Below are 17,628 nucleotides of genomic sequence, written 5' to 3'. Positions count from 1 at the left end.
AAAGAGAAATGAGTTTTGTTCATCTTCACCTTCATACCGAATATAGTTTGTTGGACGGCGCTTGTAGGATTGATAGGCTTTTTGAAAGAGTAAAAGAGCTAAATATGAATGCTGTGGCAATAACTGACCATGGAGCAATGTATGGTGTTATAGATTTTTATAAAGCTGCCAAGGAAAATGGTATCAAACCTATAATTGGATGTGAGGTATATTTAGCTCCACGGACTCGCTTTGATAAAGAACCAAATATCGATAATGATATCCACCATCTTGTCCTTCTTGCTATTGACAATGATGGTTACAGAAATCTTTCCAAGATAGTTTCAATTGGATTTGTTGAAGGATTTTACTATAAACCAAGGGTTGACAGAGAAGTCTTAAGCAAGTATTCAAAAGGGCTTGTGGCACTTACAAGTTGTCTTGCGGGGGAGATTCCCAAGCTGATTTTGAGAGAGCAAAAGGAAAAACTGTATGATGCAATTAGTTTTTATAAAGAGGTGTTTGGAGAAAACTTTTACTTTGAACTTCAATATCATTACATTGACGAGCAAAGATTTGTAAATAATGAACTTATGAGACTATCAAAAAAATATCAAATTCCGCTTGTGGCAACAAATGATGTTCATTATTTGAAGAAAGAAGATAGAAACCTTCATGATATCTTGCTTTGTATTCAAACAGGAAAGACTATAAACGATTCTGACAGAATGGAATTTCCAACCGATGAATTCTATCTCAAATCATCTGAAGAGATGCACCAACTTTTTGGTTACATTCCAGAAGCACTAAAAAATACATTGGAGATTGCTGAAAAATGCAACGTTGAGTTTGAGTTTGGTAAGATTAACCTTCCGAAATTTCAACTGCCAGAAGGCAAAAATGATTCTTTTGAATACCTTAAAGAGTTGGCTTTAGAAGGATTCAAGAAAAGATATTCAAAAAATAACAAAACTGCATATGACAGGCTTATGATGGAGCTTCAAGTGATAAAAGATATGGGATTTGTCGAATATTTTTTGATAGTTCAGGACTTTATAAACTATGCTAAACAAAACAACATAATGGTAGGTCCTGGAAGAGGTTCTGCAGCTGGGAGTGTTGTTGCATACTGTCTGGGTATTACAAATGTTGACCCAATAAAGTATGACCTTCTTTTTGAGAGATTTTTAAATCCAGAAAGAGTCTCTATGCCTGACATAGATATTGACTTTTGTTATCAAAGAAGACAAGAAGTGATTGACTATGTCACTCGCAAATATGGAGAGGATAGAGTAAGTCAGATAATAACCTTTGGGACAATGGCTGCAAGAGCTTCAATCAGAGATGTTGGAAGGGTTCTGGGAATTCCATATTCTCAGGTGGACGAAATTGCGAAGATGATTCCGTTTTCTCCTGGGATGACCATTGACAAGGCACTTGAGATAAACCATGAGCTTAAAAGGATTTATGAACGAAATGATACGGTAAGAAAAATAATTGATACAGCAAGAAATCTTGAAGGTATGCCAAGACATGCATCTGTTCATGCTGCCGGTGTTGTGATTTCAAACTCTCCAATTACAGATTTGGTGCCGTTGGCAAGGACTGATGATGCTATTGTCACTCAATTTCCAATGACAACTTTAGAAGAACTAGGGCTTTTGAAGATGGATTTTCTTGGTTTGAGAACACTCACTGTCATTCAAAATACGTTGGAGCTTGTGAAAAAAAATAGAGGTATTGAGATTGATTTAGACAGGATAGACTATAATGACAAAAATGTTTATGAATTTATATCAGAAGGAAACACGAATGGTGTGTTCCAACTTGAAAGCAGTGGCATGAAACAGTTTATGAAAGAACTCAAACCAGAAAACTTGGAGGATATTATTGCAGGAATATCCCTATTCAGACCTGGACCAATGGACCAGATTCCAGTTTATATCCAGAACAAAAATAACAGAGAAAAAATTGAATACCTCCATCCCAGCCTTGAACCAATTTTAAATGTCACCTATGGATGTATTGTGTATCAAGAACAAGTTATGCAGATTTTCAGAACACTTGCTGGATATTCGCTTGGAAGAGCTGACCTTGTGAGAAGAGCAATGGCCAAGAAAAAAGCCGACATTTTGATGGAAGAAAAGGATAGGTTTATTGAAGGAGCAGTGGCAAATGGAGTGAAAAAAGAAACAGCTGAAAGGATTTTTGCTATTATAGAAGATTTTGCAAGTTATGCATTTAACAAATCACATGCTGCTGCATATGCTATATTAGCATATCAGACTGCATATTTAAAAAAGTATTATACCATAGAGTTTATGACAAGTTTAATTACAAGTGTTATGAACTCGAATGAGAAGGTTGGAATGTATATTGAAGAGTGCAGGAAATTTGGAATAACTATTTTGCCGCCTGATATAAACAAAAGTAGTTATGACTTTACAATCGAAGGAAATAGTATAAGATTTGGACTAAGAGCTATAAAAAGCTTGGGAGAGAACGTAATTGCCCACATCTTAAAAGAGAGAGAGGAAAAAGGTGAATTTAAGGATTTGTATGATTTTATAATGAGAGTTGACACAAATACTGTAAACAAAAGAATTATTGAAAATTTAATACGCTCGGGTGCATTTGACTTTACAAGAATCAACAGAAATTCGCTTTTAGCTTCAGTGGAAGATATTCTTGTGCTAAAACAAGCTAAAAAGAAGAATGCAAATCAGTTTAGTTTTTTTGAGATATCCGGCAACGAAAATGAAAGTTTTGAGTACAAAAGCTTACCACAACCAACTGCTCAGGAGCTTATGAAAATGGAAAAGGATACTATTGGAATATATATAAGCAGTCATCCACTTGAAAGGTACACAGAGGAAATTTCAAGATACAATGTAACTCCTCTTTCTGAGATATCTACTATGTCTGAAGAAGATGAATACAAGTTTGAGCAAATACTTGTGTGCGGGATATTAAAAGAGGTAAAAGTAAAACTTACAAAGAGCAACCAGACAATGGCATTTGCAAAGTTAGAAGATTTAACAGATTCGGTTGAGATATTGTTTTTTCCAAGCGTTTATGAAAAGTATTCTCATCTAATAAAAGAAGATATGATTGTATTAATTGAGGCAAAGGCAACTTTCAGAGAGGACGAGGGGGTAAAGGTTATTGCTAAAAAAGTAGATAGGCTTGGCAGCGATAGACCTGAAGAAACTCAAAACAGCAGAGAAAAAGCCATTGCAATAAGGGTAAGTGATGATACAATATTAAAGTCAAAGAAATTCTTAGCGTTTTTAAAATTCTTTGCAGGAAAGTCTAAAATAGTTCTTTATTATAATCAAAAAAGGCTAATTTCCAAGTCAAGTTTGTGTATAGAAATAAATCCTACGGTGATTGAACAACTCAAAGAATGGTTTGGCGAGGAAAATGTTTGGATAGAAGATATAGATTCTTGATTTTTAGACTGTTTTGTTATAATATTTGAAAAGAGGTGAGATGAAATATGGAAAATGAAAATGTATACGAATACAAAAATGGTGACTATATAGTAGTCAAGGCACTTGAAAATGGAGTAAATGTAATAGGGCTTACAAGAGGCAAGGACACAAAACTTCATCACACAGAAAAACTTGACAGTGGTGAAGTTTTACTTGCTCAATTTACTGAAGTTACGTCGGCAATTAAGGTAAGAGGTAAGGCAGAGATCTATACAAAGTTTGGGCTTATTGTTTCAGAGTCCCAGAATAAATGATAGTGTAGAAGGTGTTTTTATGTGGGAAGTGGTTTATATAACCTCCAATAGTGAGATTGCCAACAGAATCAAAGAGGAGCTTGAGAAGGTAGGGATTCTTGCAAAGGTCAAATCTATTTCTCAGGAAGGCAAAGAAGGTTATTTTGAAATAATAGTGCCAGAAACAGACGTCAATGAAGCACACAATATAATAATCGAAAAAGGATTTTAAACTCAAAAGAAAGGAGTACAAAGTATGCCAGAAGTGAGAACTATTGGTGTTTTGACAAGTGGTGGAGACGCACCAGGAATGAACGCTGCTATACGTGCTGTTGTAAGAACGGGTATATACTATGGATTTAGAGTGATGGGCATAAGACGCGGGTATAATGGTCTTATTGAAGGCGACATTTTTGAGATGAACCTGAGGTCTGTTTCAGATATAATCCAACGCGGTGGAACAATACTTTTGACTGCAAGGTCTCCTGAGTTTATGACAGAAAATGGGCTCAAAAAAGCTGCTTCAATGTGCAAGATATTCAAGATTGATGCTCTTGTTGTAATTGGCGGAGACGGGTCTTTCAGGGGTGCAAGAGACCTGAGTAAATTTGGCATAAATGTTGTTGGAATTCCTGGAACCATCGACAATGATATTGCATGTACAGATTACACCATAGGGTTTGACACAGCATTGAATACTGTACAGGATGCAATTAACAAGATAAGAGATACAGCAACCTCCCATGAAAGAGTTAGTATCCTTGAAGTAATGGGGCGTCATGCTGGATATATAGCACTTTACAGTGGGATTGCAGGAGGAGCAGAGTCAATAGTAATTCCTGAAAAAGGTCTTGATAAGGATGAGATAATCAGAAGAATAATTGATGGCAAAAACAAAGGAAAGCTCCACAACTTGATTATATTAGCTGAAGGAATCGGTGGAGCAACAGAGCTTGCAAAAGAGATTGAAGAAGCAACGGGAATAGAGACAAGAGCGACCATCCTTGGATATATCCAGAGAGGTGGTTCACCAACTGCATATGACAGAGTTGTTGCGAGTTTGATGGGGGCAAAAGCTGTTGAGGTGATTAAAGAAGGGAAGCAGAATAGGATAATTGCAATGAAGGATGGTAAGATTGTTGATTATGATATTGACGAAGCACTTTCTATGCAAAAGTCAATTGATGAATACATGTACAACTTAGCTACTATCCTTTCTTTATAACTTTTTTTGGAGGGTTTGAGTTTGAGAAAAACAAAAATAATTTGTACATTGGGTCCAGCGAGCGACTCAGAGGAGATAATAAGAAAGCTTGTTGAAAATGGAATGGATGTTGTGAGATTAAATTTTTCTCATGGTACTCATGAAGAGCATAAGAAAAAGATTGACATGGTAAAAAAAATAAGAGAAGAACTTGACAAGCCTATTCCCATTTTGCTTGATACCAAGGGTCCAGAGATAAGAATAGGCTTTTTTAAGGATGGCAAAGTAGAACTAAAAGAGGGCCAGAAATTTGTGCTGACTACAGAAGAAATCTTGGGAAATGAAGAGATTGTGAGTATAACTTATAAAGAACTTATTGAGGATGTAAAACCAGGTGATAAAATCCTGATAGATGATGGACTTATTGAGCTTATTGTTGAGGACAAGACAGAAAAGAATATAATCTGCAAGGTAAAAAATGGAGGAGTTTTAACCAACCAGAAAGGGGTAAATGTACCGGGTATACCCATAAGACTTCCTGCACTTACCCAGAAGGATAAAGAGGATATTCTGTTTGGAATAGAAAACGATGTAGATTTTATTGCAGCCTCATTTATAAGAAAGGCAAGTGACGTTGTTGAAATCAGAGAGTTTCTGAACAAAAATGGTGGAAAAGATGTTTTAATAGTTGCCAAGATAGAAACTCAAGAAGGTGTTGCCAACTGCGACGAAATAATAAGGGTTGCAGATGGGATTATGGTTGCAAGAGGAGATTTAGGGGTAGAACTTCCTTTTGAGGAAGTTCCCCTTGTTCAAAAGATGCTGATTGAGAAGTGTTACAAAGCAGGAAAGCCTGTCATAACAGCAACCCAGATGCTTGAATCTATGATACGAAATCCAAGACCTACCAGGGCAGAGGTTAGCGATATTGCCAATGCCATATTTGATGGCACTTCTGCAATAATGCTCTCTGGCGAGACGGCAATGGGCAAGTACCCCGTTGAAAGTGTTGCTACAATGGCAAAGATTGCCGAGAGAGTAGAAAATCAGATTGATTATATCAAGAGATTTCAATCTCAGGTATTTGATATGCCTGTTAATGTGACAAATGCTATTTCGCACGCAACTTGTACAACCGCACATGACCTTGGCGCAAAGGCTATTATAACAGTGACAAAGTCAGGTAACACTGCAAGAATGGTGTCAAAATTCAGACCTGCTTGTCCGATTATTGCAACCACACCTTGTGAGAAGGTAAGAAGACAGTTGAATTTGTCATGGGGTGTATATCCATTTCTGGCAGAGTACAAGAGTTCAACCGATGATATATTTGACCATGCTGTTGAGATAGCTGTGAAATCCAAGATTGTAAAAAATGGAGATTTAGTTGTTATCACTGCCGGAGTTCCTGTTGGTGTGAGTGGAACAACAAATATACTTAAAGTTCATGTTGTAGGACATGTTCTGGTTGAAGGACGTGGCTGGGGAAGTGGAAAGGTAACAAGCAGGGTCTGTGTTGTAAAAACCATTAATGATTTAAAGCTGAATTTTGAAGATGGAGATATTATTGTTACAAATCAAACAAATAACGAGTTTATACCATATATGAAAAGAGCATCTGGAATTATCACAGAAGAAGGTGGACAGAACTCTCATGCTGTAATTGTAGGTGCTGCACTTGATATCCCTGTAATTACAGATGCTAAAAATGCATTAGAGATATTAAAAACAGGGATTGTGGTTACAATTGATACTCAAAAAGGCATTGTATTTAGTGGAGAACAGAAGGTATAAGAATAAAAGACGTTAGGGGTAATAAATAATGGCAGAAATAGAAATAACAGTCAGATATGTTGAAACAGACAGAATGGGTATTGCACATCACTCAAATTATTTTGTGTGGTTTGAAGCAGCTCGTACAGAGCTTATAAAAAAGGTGGGAATTTCTTATTCTCAGATTGAAAAAGAATTTGGAGTGTATCTGCCACTTATAAGCTGTTCTTGCGATTTTAAGAGAGCTTGCTTTTACGAAGACAGAATAACGGTGAGTGCAAGGGTTAATAATTTAACACCTACGAGAATAAAATTTTACTATGAAGTTAAAAAAGATGGAGTTTTGTGTGCAACAGGTTTTACAGAACATGCCTTTGTAGATAAAAATTTTAAACCAATAAATCTGCAGAAAAAAAACAGGGATTTGTTTTTGAATTTTGAAAAGCTGTGGGTGGAAGACAAATTGTAATATTTAAAACTGTTTGACATATCTTAAATAAGTGAGTTATAATAATACCATAATCCTGAGATAGTGTTTTTGAGCCTGGTTTGAGGGGAGGGAAATTGATGTCAGAAGTAAGAGTAGGTGAGAACGAATCACTCGATAGTGCCCTCAGAAGATTTAAAAAGAAATGTGCAGAAGCTGGGGTTTTAGCTGAGCTCAGAAAAAGAGAGCACTATGAAAGTCCAAGCGTTAGAAGAAAGAAAAAATCAGAAGCTGCACGTAGGAGAAAGCGCAGATAAGGAGTAGGAGGCGTTTTTGTTGAGTCTCAAAGATAAGCTCCTTGAAGATTATAAAACTGCTATGAAAGAAAAGGATGTTGTCAGAAAAAATGTTGTTGGTATGGTGAGAGCTGCTATATTGCAGTTTGAAAAGGACAACAAGGTGGTTCTTGACGACAATGGTGTGCTGAGTGTCATTGCGAAGGAGATTAAGAAGAGAAAAGACAGTTTACCTGAATATATAAAAAGTGGCAGACAGGATTTGATTGATGAGTTAAATAGAGAGATTGAGATTTTGACTTCTTACCTTCCACCCATGCTCAGCGAAGAAGAAATAGAGCAGCTTGTAAAGGAAACTATAGAAATTATAAAACCTAATGGAATGAAAGATATGGGTAAGGTTATGCAAGAGGTTATAAAAAAGGTGAGTGGAAGGGCAGAAGGAAAAGTTGTAAGTGAGATTGTTAAAAAATATTTGTAAAGGGAATAGAATAATTAAAGATAGAAAGTGACCTTCTGAAAATAAATGAGAGGGTCACTTTTTTGTTTTGGATAAGTTATAAAAAAATTTCAAGAAAAATAAAATAGATGTGAACCCTAATTTTTGTGATAAAGCCTTTATGCTAAAGAGGTCGAAGAAAGATCTAAAACAGCTTGCTTTGTTGTCTCAGCTTCCACCAGAAGTGATAACAGACCAGCCAAGGATTACTATTATAGGCGATTATGAAATTGTTGTTGAAAACCATAAAGGAGTTATTGGGTATGAGGATACTTTTGTTAAGATAAACACAAAGGTTTCTCCTCTTTTAATTGAGGGGCATAAACTTGTAATTGAGAGGATGGACAATGAAACAATTGTTGTAAGAGGAGAGGTAAGATCACTTAAATATTTTCTGGAAGCAGGCAAGGAGAAGTGATTAAAGAATGTGCAGTGGCAAACTCATTTTAAAAGTAGATGGAGAAAATCTTAGCAAATTTCTAAACATACTCATTTTCAACAAAATTTTGTTGAAACTACACTCTAAGCAAGACAACTCTGTTATTATAAGCATTTCGACTAGATATTTTAGAAAAGTAACAAAGATAGCAAAGAGGACAAAATGCAAGGTAAGTATTGTAGAGAAAAAGGGAATATATTTTTATTTAAAACAGATAACGCTATGTAAAATGATAACAGTTGTACTATGTATACTTTTTTTGATAATTTTTAATCAATTTATTTTTGACATAGTTTTTATAAATCATGGATCCACAGACGTATTGTTAAATAAAAAGATAAAAGAAAAACTTTACCAGTATGATGTAAAGCCTTTTATGCTGAAAAATAAAATTGACGAGAAAAAGCTTGAAACCAAACTTCTTGCTGATTTGAACGATTTGATGTGGGTGAAGGTGAAAAGGGAAGGTGCTCGTCTGTTTGTGGAATACGTAGAGAGAGAAACAGTGCAAATTGAGAACAAGAAAGGAAGGATATTCGCAGCAAGTAGTGGAATTATTAAAAGAATAGTACTAAAATCAGGAAACTTACTTGTTAAAGAAGGTGACACGGTGGTTTTTGGTCAGCTTCTTGTAGACAATAAAGTAACTTCTAAAGATGGAATTGAATATTATGAGGATGCCAACGCTCAGATTGAAGCAATTACATTTTACAATGTTTCTACAGCTTTTTCCATTCCTTTATATCAGAAAGAGTACATTTCAAAAACTACACTTCCGTATATAGTGTTAGGAGACCGTGAAATTAAACTCAAAAATGTGGTTACTAAAAACGAGAATTGTGATAAAATTAAAATAAAAGAGTATAAACTTTCTCCTTTGCCCATTAAGGTGGAAATATTTGAAATCAAAAGATATAAATTAAAAAAATTTGTTCCTACATTAGAACAGATAAAAGAGAAGGCTCAGAAAGAGTGTGATGTGAAGTTTGCAGCCATTACAAAAAGCAAGAAAATATTGAATGTTTTGTCAATACGAACATATATTAAAGTCAAAAAAGAAAAAAATGAGATAAGACTGATTGAATGCAAAAGAGATTACGAATGCTTGGAGGAGATTGCTATAAAAAAATAAAATCGTAGGAGGTCAGAAATATTTGGAGGAAAGACTTGTTTCAACTGTAAATATTGAAGATACTCAAGAATTTTGGAATATCTTTGGAGAGTTTGATTCTAAAGTGAAAACATTAGAAGAACTTTTGAACGTAAATATTGTTTTTAGAGACAACAGCATAAAAATTATAGGCAGCAGTCCAGAAAATATAAATAAGGCTGAAAAAACAATAAAAATATTACATGACATGGAAAGGAAGAAGTTAGATATTGACGAGCATACTATCCGTTATATAGTGGAGACCTTAGAAGATGAAGAGATAAGAAGCTTAGAAAACGATGTTATCTTTATAACTCATAGAGGCAAACAGGTAAAACCTAAAACCCTTGGACAAAAACGATATATAAGTGCAATTATGAACAACACTATTGTTTTTGGCATTGGACCTGCTGGTACCGGAAAGACTTATTTGGCTATGGCAATGGCTGTTCACTACCTTAAAAAGAAGGAGGTAAGCAAGATTATTCTCACAAGACCAGCTGTTGAGGCAGGAGAAAAATTAGGTTTTTTGCCGGGAGATTTGCAAACAAAAGTGGACCCTTATTTAAGGCCAATTTATGATGCGCTGCACGACCTAATCGGCACAGAAACGTATCAAAGATATATGGAAAGAGGAGTAATTGAAGTTGCACCACTTGCGTACATGCGAGGAAGAACATTAGATGATGCTTTTATCATCCTGGACGAAGCCCAAAATACAACTTCAGAGCAGATGAAGATGTTTTTAACAAGGCTTGGTTTTGGTTCAAAAGCAGTGGTGACTGGTGATATTACTCAAATTGATTTGCCAAGTGGTGTAGAATCAGGTCTTGTTCAAGTAACAAAGATACTCAGGGATATTGAAGGAATAGAATTTGTATTTTTAACATATCAGGATGTTGTTCGTCATCAGCTGGTTCAGAAAATTATAAATGCTTACAACAGGTACGAAGAAAAACGAAAGGAGAAACAAAAGGTATAGATATGTTTAAAAACTTTGGACGATGGCAAGAAAGAAAGAGAATATATTTGTACCGATTTGTTCTTTTCTGCTCGTTTTTTGTAACCTCATTGCTCCTTATAGCACTGTCAAAGAAAAGAGAAACGCCCATAATTTTAGATAAAGTTTTTCGGTCTTTTAATTTTGAGGGCAAATACTCTAATTTTAAAACAGCAAGCGATTTGTCAGCAGCTATTTTATTGATTTTAATACTTTCTCTCATAATGGGAGTGTACTTTTATCTTTTTGAAAGAAAATTTATAGACAGCTGCAGGGATATGGCAGCAGCAAGTGCTATTATAGTTTTAAATCTGCTATTAATAAAATTTCTTCTTCCCATACCAACATTTGCTTTACCAGTGTTTGTAGGGGTTATTTTGATTTCTCTTTTGATTGACGTTAGGGTTTCAATTATTTTTAATATGGTACTCTCAATAGTATCACTGCTAATTGTGGGGACAGATAATCTCAGTTTCGCTCTTTATCTTTTTGTAGCAGGAAGTTTGTGTGCAATTGTATCACACAGTATTCATAACAGATTGCAATTTATATCTCACGGATTTTTGGCGAGCTTAATGTCCTCACTTTTTGTTTTATCAGCCGAATTGGTATTTAAAATAAACGACACTGAGGTGTTGAACACTTCAGTAAACTCTTTTATCGGAACAGCACTCTCTTTTGTTATTGCATATGGAACTTTACCTTTGTGGGAATACTTATTTGATTTTACAACACCGATTAGACTTATGGAACTATCTAATCCTAACCATCCGCTGTTGAAAAGACTTTTACTTGAAGCACCAGGAACTTATCATCACAGTTTAATAGTGGGTAATTTAGCTGAGATTGCTTGTGAGGCGGTTGGTGGCAATTACCTCCTTGCCCGCATAGGTGCTTATTATCACGACATAGGAAAACTAAAAAGGCCTTTTTATTTTAAAGAAAACCAGATTATTGAAGAAGACCCCCATAACAAAATAACTCCTACCCTCTCAGCTCTTATAATAATTTCGCATACAAAAGATGGTGTAGAGATTGGAAAAGAATATAGGCTGCCGAGGCAGGTTCTTGACATTATAAAACAACATCATGGGACTACTAAAGTAGCGTTTTTTTATGGAAAGGCACTCAACCAAAATCAACAAGTGAGCGAAGAAAAATTTAGGCATGATGGACCTATTCCTCAAAATAAAGAAGCTGCAATTGTGATGCTGGCTGACTCTGTTGAAGCAGCTGTTAGGGCTCTTTCTTCTCCAACACCTCAACTAATTGAGGCTACCATAAGAAATGTCATACAAGAAAAGCTTCTGGATGGGCAGCTAAATAGCAGTGATTTGACCTTTAGAGAACTGGAAATTATATCTGAAAGTTTTATTAAAGTTTTAACTGGTGTTTTTCACAAGAGGGTTAGTTATAATATCTTTGAAGACTCTTCAAACAAAGCAGATGAGGTGATGGTAAGAAGTGAAAATATTCATTCAAAATCAGCAGGATAAGGTTGATGTTGATGAACACATCTCAAAGATAATTGAGGATTCGGTTGCAAATACCCTTAAGATTTTCTTGCAAGAAGAGAACTTTGAAGTCAGCGTGCTCATAGTTGACAACAACTTCATAAAGGAGCTAAATAGAAATTATAGAAATGTCAACAAAGAGACAGATGTACTATCATTTCCTATATTTGAATTCAAAAATGGTCAATTGCAGGAAGATATAGTAGTTGTGGAGGATGAGATTCCTCTTGGCGATATTGTAATTTCTATCGAAAAGGCACTGCAGCAGGCGAAAGAATTTGGTCACTCATTGGAAAGAGAAGTTGCATATTTAACTGTGCATTCTGTTTTGCATCTTTTAGGTTTTGACCACATAGAAGAAGATGATAGAAAAGTAATGAGAAAATATGAAGAACAGATTTTAGATAGTATGGGGTTGACAAGATGAACAAAAGAAGAACCTTGCTGGAGAGCTTTGACAATGCAATAAACGGCATAATAATTGCATTTAAAACCCAAAGAAACATGAAGATTCATTTTATAATAGCTTTTGCAATTCTTTTTTTGACAATTGTCTTTAAACTTAACAAAATTGAGACAATATTGGTGTTGATCTGCATCGGGTTGGTTATAGCAACAGAACTTATAAATACAGCAATAGAAAATACCGTGGACCTTGTAGCAAAAGAATTTGAGCCGAAAGCAAAAATTGCAAAGGACGTAGCAGCGGGAGCTGTTTTGGTATCTGCACTGATGTCCTTGGCTATAGGATATTTCCTTTTTTATGATAGAATGAAGCTTCCTATAGAAATAACCCTTAAGCACATTAGGGGTATTTCTTTTCATGTAGTGTTCTTATCCCTTATAATTGTTGCAATGGTGATAATAGTTGTAAAAGCTGTAACAAATAGAACGAAATTCATGCAAGGTGGAATGCCAAGTGGTCATACTGCTTTAGCTTTTGCTGCGGCAACTGCTATTTTAATGCTCACAAACAACCTCATTATAGTGTCACTTGCTGTTTTTATGGCTTTATTGGTACTTGAGAGTAGGATAGAAGCAAAGATTCACACAGTTTGGGAAACAATTGTAGGTGCACTTATTGGAATTCTTGTAACGCTTTTAATATTCAAAATAAAGTGAAAGAGGGACCTTTATGAAATGCCAGAAAAGGCCTTGTTTAAAAAAGATTTTAACGCTTATAATAGTTGGAATACTACTTTTTTCTTTATCAGCGTGTGGTAAAAAAAATAGTCAAAAAGTTAATATCTCAAAAGCAGATAAAACTTTGCAAGCAGACAAAAAAGAAAAGGAGAAAAATGCTCAAACTGAACAATTTGACTATCTTTGCAAATTCACCGGAGAGGCCATTTACCAAAAAGAGGAACATCAAGTAATAGCAGTTATGATTAATAATGAACCAGGAGCAATTCCTCAATCTTCATTAAATCAAGCTGAATACCTTTATGAAGCTTTGATTGAAGGTGGAGCCACACGAATTATGGCAATATACCATCATACATATCCTAAAAAAGTGGGACCTATAAGGAGTGCAAGACCGTATTTTATGCAAATAGCAAAGTCGCTCAAAGCTTACTTTGTACATTGTGGTGGTAGTCCACAAGCTTACAGGCTTTTTAAACAAAATTTTATACCTCATATTGATGCCATATACACAGGTGGCGGAATTTTCTACAGAACCTCAGATAGAAAAGCGCCACATAATCTTTATTCATCGATGGAAAAACTTATAACTTTTTTCGATAAAAAAGGTTACATGATGCAAAAGACTTACAAAACATATCCTTTAACAGATAATGTTATTAATAAATGGGATTCAGAAAATTCGAAGGTAAAGATTACTTTTTCAGGATGGTATTATATTACTTATGAATACGATGCTCAGAAAAAAGTTTACAAAAGATTTATCAAAGAAAAACCTCATCTTGACAAAGAGACAGGAGTTCAGTTGACTGCTAAAAACGTAGTAATATTATTTGCTCATTATGGCACAATAAAAAATGATGACAAAGGTAGACAAGAAGTGGATTTTTCAAAAGGAAAAGGGTATGTTCTACAGATGGGAAAAACAATTCCAATCACTTATGAATTTGATATGGAAAATTCATTTACATTAAAAGATGAAAATGGTCAAGAAATTAAACTTTTAAAAGGAAATACATGGTTTGAGATTGTACCGCAATACGGTAAGGTTAAGATTGAATGAGAGGAGAGAAGAGAATTTGAAGATAACATTTATAGGTGGGGCCCAGAGCGTAACAGGTTCATGTTATCTTTTTGAATTTGAAGGGGTAAAATTTCTGATAGATTGTGGTATGTTTCAAGGAGGTTTAACTGAAGAACTGCTCAACTATGAAGCATTTCCTTTTAATCCGTCAGAAATTGAGTTTGTTATTCTTTCTCATGCCCATATTGACCATAGTGGAAGAATTCCAAAACTCTACAAGGATGGTTTTAGAGGAGTAATATACACAACAGATGCAACAGTGGACCTGTGTAATATTATGCTGCCCGACAGTGCTCATATTCAGGAAAGCGAGATTGAATGGAAAAATAGAAAGAGAAAAAGAGAAGGGAAAGAACAATTAAAGCCGCTTTATACTTTAGAAGATGCAGAAAATGTTCTCAAGCACTTTAGAGGTGTAAAATATGATCAAAAAGTTCAAATAAACAAAAATTTGAGTTTTGTATTTAAAGATGCAGGACACATGCTTGGTTCGGCGATAATTGAGCTCTATATAATAGAAGATGGTAAAGAATATAAGCTTGTTTTTTCTGGTGATTTAGGAAATAAAAATGTTCCTATTTTAAGAGATCCCACCATTATAGATGGTTGTGATTATCTGTTTATTGAAAGCACATATGGCAATAGATTTCATGTGGATGTTGAAAACAAATCTAAAAAGCTTATAGACATAATTTGCACTACCATATCAAATGGAGGAAAGGTTATAATCCCTTCGTTTGCTGTAGGTAGAACACAAGAGATATTATATGAAATTGCAAAAGAGATTGTGACCCATTCCGAAAAAGCCAAAGTTATAAGAGATGTAGAAATTTTTGTTGACAGTCCACTTGCAACTTCTGCGACTGCTATCTATAAAAAACATATAGAGTATTTTGATACAGAAGCAGCTATGTTCATAAAGAATGGTATATATCCTCTTGAACCACCTAATTTGAGGTTTATAAAGTCTGTTGACGAATCAAAGTGGTTAAATGAGTACGACAAGAGCTGTATAATAATTTCTTCGAGTGGAATGTGTGAGGCAGGAAGAATAAAGCACCATCTTAAACATAATTTGTGGAATGAGAAAAACACTGTACTTTTTGTTGGATATCAGGCACCAAACACGCTTGGAAGAAAACTTTTGGATGGGCAGAAAAAGGTAAAGATATTTGGTGAAGAAGTGGAAGTAAAAGCCAAGATAGAGTATATCGAGGCTTATTCAGGGCATGCAGATAAAGGTGGCCTTTTTTCGTGGATTGAACACATGAGCGAAAAACCAAAGAAGATTTTTGTGGTCCACGGTGAAAAAGAGGTACAACTTGAGTTTGCAGAAGAACTAAAAAACAGGTTCGGAGCAGATGTAATTGTTCCTGCGCGCGGCGAGATGTATGAAATTGGACCTGAATATGTTTTGTCCAAAGAAAGGTTGTTCTCAGAACTTCCTTCCTTTATCAATCTTTCAATACTTGCTCAGATTGAGGATATTGAATATGAACTTAACAGATTGAAAGAAGGTATAAAACACTCTGCTATTTCTTCAGAAAGGCTACTTGCTCTAAATTCAAATTTAGAAGAGTTGAGATATCTCCTCAATCTGGCTTTGAACGACTACTAAAAAGGTATTTATCTTATATCGACATTCTGGAGGATAAACAATCTTCCTGCAAATTTAAAGTAGATATTTATTGAAATAGTATCATATGGTAAAGGCTGAAATTTAGCATAGAGTTTTGCTTTATATAAAAGAGGTTGATCTTGGGGAAAGTTTTCTATTTCAAAATAAGGGATTGGATAATATTTTTGGTTTGTGGTTGTATCTTCAATATAAATATATTCAAATGCAGTCTTATCAATCTTCTTTTTCTCTAAGTTGTCAATGATAAGTGTTAAACCAAAATAACTTTGATTTCCGGTAACTTGTGAGTATGTGATGAAAAATTTTTCTTTTGTCACTTTTTCAAGACTTACTTTTAGGTTTTGTACTATTGATGAATATTGCGACTCACCGTAGTGGACAGATAAATTCGAAGGTTCGTGGTAGACATATATATAATTTTCTGAGTTTTTGATGATAAGTATGCTCAAGATTATATAAACCACTATCAAAGTAAAAATTATGCTAACAAGCTTTCTTTTCATCTTTTTACCTACTCAAAAACGATAAGGGTTGGTATATTATCATTATATTTAAAAAGGGTAATTTGTTTGATACAAAAACAAAAGAAGCTGAGGTGAAACAATGAGGTTTTTAGACGCTGGTGAGACCCACGGAAAAGCTTTGATAGCTATAGTGGAAGGGTTTCCTGCACATGTGAAAATAGATATCGAAAATATAAATCATCTTTTGCAACTGCGACAGAGAGGTTACGGCAGAGGAAAACGAATGGAAATAGAAAAGGATAAAGTAATATTTCTTTCTGGTATTAGAAACTCTTATACAACAGGAGCTCCAATTACACTAATGATTGAAAATAGAGACTATGAAAACTGGAAAAGTTTTATGGACGCAATACAATGTGACCTCGAGACAAAAAAAGTAACAGTTCCACGACCTGGTCATGCAGATTTGGCTGGTTGTTTAAAATATGGGTTTGATGATGCAAGAAATATATTGGAAAGAGCAAGTGCAAGAGAAACTGCTATAAGAGTTGCAGTTGGAGCTATTTGTGAAGAACTTTTAAAAATGTTTGGAATTAAGCTTTACAACCACGTTGTGGAGATTGGCAAAGTTAGACTTACGAAATCATATTCCACAGACAGCATAGATCTTTTTGAAGAGGCTTTATCTTCTTCAGAGCTATTTTGTATTGATGAAGAGACAGAAACTCAGATGAAACAGGAGATTGATATAGCAAAACAAATGGGTGACAGTGTAGGTGGGGTTGCTGAGGTGATTTGCAAAAATGTCCCATATGGGCTTGGCAGTCATGTTCATTGGGATAGGAAACTTGATGCATTAATTGCTCAGGCTGTGATGAGCATCCAGTCTGTCAAGGGTGTTGAAATTGGTATGGGTTTTGAAGCGGCAAGACGGTTTGGTTCTGAAGTTCATGACGAGATTTATTATGATGATAAGAGAAGTTTTTACCGAAAAACAAACAACGCAGGCGGTATAGAAGGTGGAATTTCAAACGGCATGGATATTGTTGTTCGGGCTGCTTTCAAACCCATACCAACACTTTATAAACCTCTCAAAAGTGTGGATATACAGACTTTTCAACCTGCTGAGGCAGCCGTTGAAAGGTCTGATACATGCGCTGTACCGGCAGGGAGCGTTGTCATGAGAGCGGCAATTGCATATGTTTTAGCAAATGCTTTGATAGAAAGGTTAGGAGGAGACTCAGTCAAAACAATGTTAGAGACTTTCAAAAGAATCTATAATAAATAAGC

General features: G+C 35.1%; 18 protein-coding genes. 17 read left to right on the top strand and 1 reads right to left on the bottom strand.

Going from position 1 to position 17,628, the window contains the following annotated elements:
• Window positions 1-8 precede the first annotated feature (8 nt).
• The 16 genes from COB47_RS06530 (at window position 9) to COB47_RS06455 (ending at window position 15,853) form a co-directional block, all read left to right on the top strand.
• Window positions 9-3,431: a DNA polymerase III subunit alpha gene (locus tag COB47_RS06530; RefSeq protein ID WP_013290585.1), complete on the top strand. Its 3,423-nt coding sequence runs from the start codon at window positions 9-11 to the stop codon at window positions 3,429-3,431.
• A gap of 47 nt (window positions 3,432-3,478) precedes the next feature.
• Window positions 3,479-3,727, top strand: a complete 249-nt coding sequence (gene mtrB, locus COB47_RS06525; protein ID WP_013290584.1) for a trp RNA-binding attenuation protein MtrB — start codon at window positions 3,479-3,481, stop codon at window positions 3,725-3,727.
• Between the two features lie 19 nt (window positions 3,728-3,746).
• On the top strand, window positions 3,747-3,938 hold the full coding sequence (locus tag COB47_RS06520) for a hypothetical protein (RefSeq protein ID WP_013290583.1): 192 nt from the start codon (window positions 3,747-3,749) through the stop codon (window positions 3,936-3,938).
• Between the two features lie 24 nt (window positions 3,939-3,962).
• Window positions 3,963-4,931, top strand: a complete 969-nt coding sequence (gene pfkA, locus COB47_RS06515) for a 6-phosphofructokinase (protein WP_013290582.1) — start codon at window positions 3,963-3,965, stop codon at window positions 4,929-4,931.
• Between the two features lie 21 nt (window positions 4,932-4,952).
• On the top strand, window positions 4,953-6,704 hold the full coding sequence (gene pyk / locus COB47_RS06510; RefSeq protein ID WP_013290581.1) for a pyruvate kinase: 1,752 nt from the start codon (window positions 4,953-4,955) through the stop codon (window positions 6,702-6,704).
• A 28-nt stretch (window positions 6,705-6,732) separates the two neighbouring features.
• Window positions 6,733-7,152: an acyl-CoA thioesterase gene (locus COB47_RS06505; RefSeq protein WP_013290580.1), complete on the top strand. Its 420-nt coding sequence runs from the start codon at window positions 6,733-6,735 to the stop codon at window positions 7,150-7,152.
• A gap of 98 nt (window positions 7,153-7,250) precedes the next feature.
• Entirely contained in the window at window positions 7,251-7,427 is a 177-nt protein-coding gene (rpsU, locus tag COB47_RS06500; RefSeq protein WP_011917352.1) for a 30S ribosomal protein S21, read from the top strand.
• Window positions 7,428-7,446: 19 nt separating this feature from the next.
• Window positions 7,447-7,887 carry a GatB/YqeY domain-containing protein gene (locus COB47_RS06495; protein WP_013290579.1) on the top strand — a complete coding sequence of 147 codons (441 nt, stop codon included), beginning with the start codon at window positions 7,447-7,449 and terminating at the stop codon, window positions 7,885-7,887.
• Between the two features lie 139 nt (window positions 7,888-8,026).
• A complete protein-coding gene (gene yqfC / locus COB47_RS06490; RefSeq protein ID WP_041742467.1) occupies window positions 8,027-8,323 on the top strand; it encodes a sporulation protein YqfC in 297 nt (98 codons plus the stop codon).
• Window positions 8,324-8,330: 7 nt separating this feature from the next.
• The gene (locus COB47_RS06485; RefSeq protein ID WP_013290577.1) at window positions 8,331-9,476 is read left to right on the top strand and encodes a sporulation protein YqfD; all 1,146 of its coding nucleotides are present in this window, start codon (window positions 8,331-8,333) and stop codon (window positions 9,474-9,476) included.
• Window positions 9,477-9,498: 22 nt separating this feature from the next.
• On the top strand, window positions 9,499-10,476 hold the full coding sequence (locus COB47_RS06480; protein WP_013290576.1) for a PhoH family protein: 978 nt from the start codon (window positions 9,499-9,501) through the stop codon (window positions 10,474-10,476).
• Between the two features lie 2 nt (window positions 10,477-10,478).
• The gene (locus COB47_RS06475) at window positions 10,479-11,990 is read left to right on the top strand and encodes an HD family phosphohydrolase (RefSeq protein WP_013290575.1); all 1,512 of its coding nucleotides are present in this window, start codon (window positions 10,479-10,481) and stop codon (window positions 11,988-11,990) included.
• Window positions 11,991-12,018: 28 nt separating this feature from the next.
• The gene (ybeY, locus tag COB47_RS06470; RefSeq protein WP_408605200.1) at window positions 12,019-12,435 is read left to right on the top strand and encodes an rRNA maturation RNase YbeY; all 417 of its coding nucleotides are present in this window, start codon (window positions 12,019-12,021) and stop codon (window positions 12,433-12,435) included.
• The gene (locus tag COB47_RS06465) at window positions 12,432-13,130 is read left to right on the top strand and encodes a diacylglycerol kinase (protein ID WP_013290573.1); all 699 of its coding nucleotides are present in this window, start codon (window positions 12,432-12,434) and stop codon (window positions 13,128-13,130) included. Before ybeY ends, COB47_RS06465 begins: the two co-directional genes overlap by 4 nt.
• Before the next feature lie 13 nt (window positions 13,131-13,143).
• Window positions 13,144-14,214 carry a DUF3048 domain-containing protein gene (locus COB47_RS06460; RefSeq protein WP_013290572.1) on the top strand — a complete coding sequence of 357 codons (1,071 nt, stop codon included), beginning with the start codon at window positions 13,144-13,146 and terminating at the stop codon, window positions 14,212-14,214.
• Window positions 14,215-14,230: 16 nt separating this feature from the next.
• The gene (locus tag COB47_RS06455; RefSeq protein ID WP_013290571.1) at window positions 14,231-15,853 is read left to right on the top strand and encodes an MBL fold metallo-hydrolase RNA specificity domain-containing protein; all 1,623 of its coding nucleotides are present in this window, start codon (window positions 14,231-14,233) and stop codon (window positions 15,851-15,853) included.
• Window positions 15,854-15,861: 8 nt separating this feature from the next.
• Here COB47_RS06455 and COB47_RS06450 read toward each other — a convergent pair whose 3' ends face one another.
• Window positions 15,862-16,377 (bottom strand): hypothetical protein, encoded by a 516-nt coding sequence (locus COB47_RS06450; protein ID WP_013290570.1) that lies wholly within the window; start codon window positions 16,375-16,377, stop codon window positions 15,862-15,864.
• 100 nt (window positions 16,378-16,477) lie between these two features.
• On the opposite strand from COB47_RS06450, the gene aroC reads away from it, so the two are divergent.
• Window positions 16,478-17,626: a chorismate synthase gene (gene aroC / locus COB47_RS06445; protein ID WP_013290569.1), complete on the top strand. Its 1,149-nt coding sequence runs from the start codon at window positions 16,478-16,480 to the stop codon at window positions 17,624-17,626.
• Window positions 17,627-17,628: the final 2 nt, after the last annotated feature.

Origin of the sequence: Caldicellulosiruptor obsidiansis OB47 (genome assembly GCF_000145215.1) — a bacterium.
Classification (GTDB): Bacteria; Bacillota; Thermoanaerobacteria; order Caldicellulosiruptorales; family Caldicellulosiruptoraceae; genus Caldicellulosiruptor; species Caldicellulosiruptor obsidiansis.
This window is presented reverse-complemented; position numbering and strand designations above follow the sequence as displayed.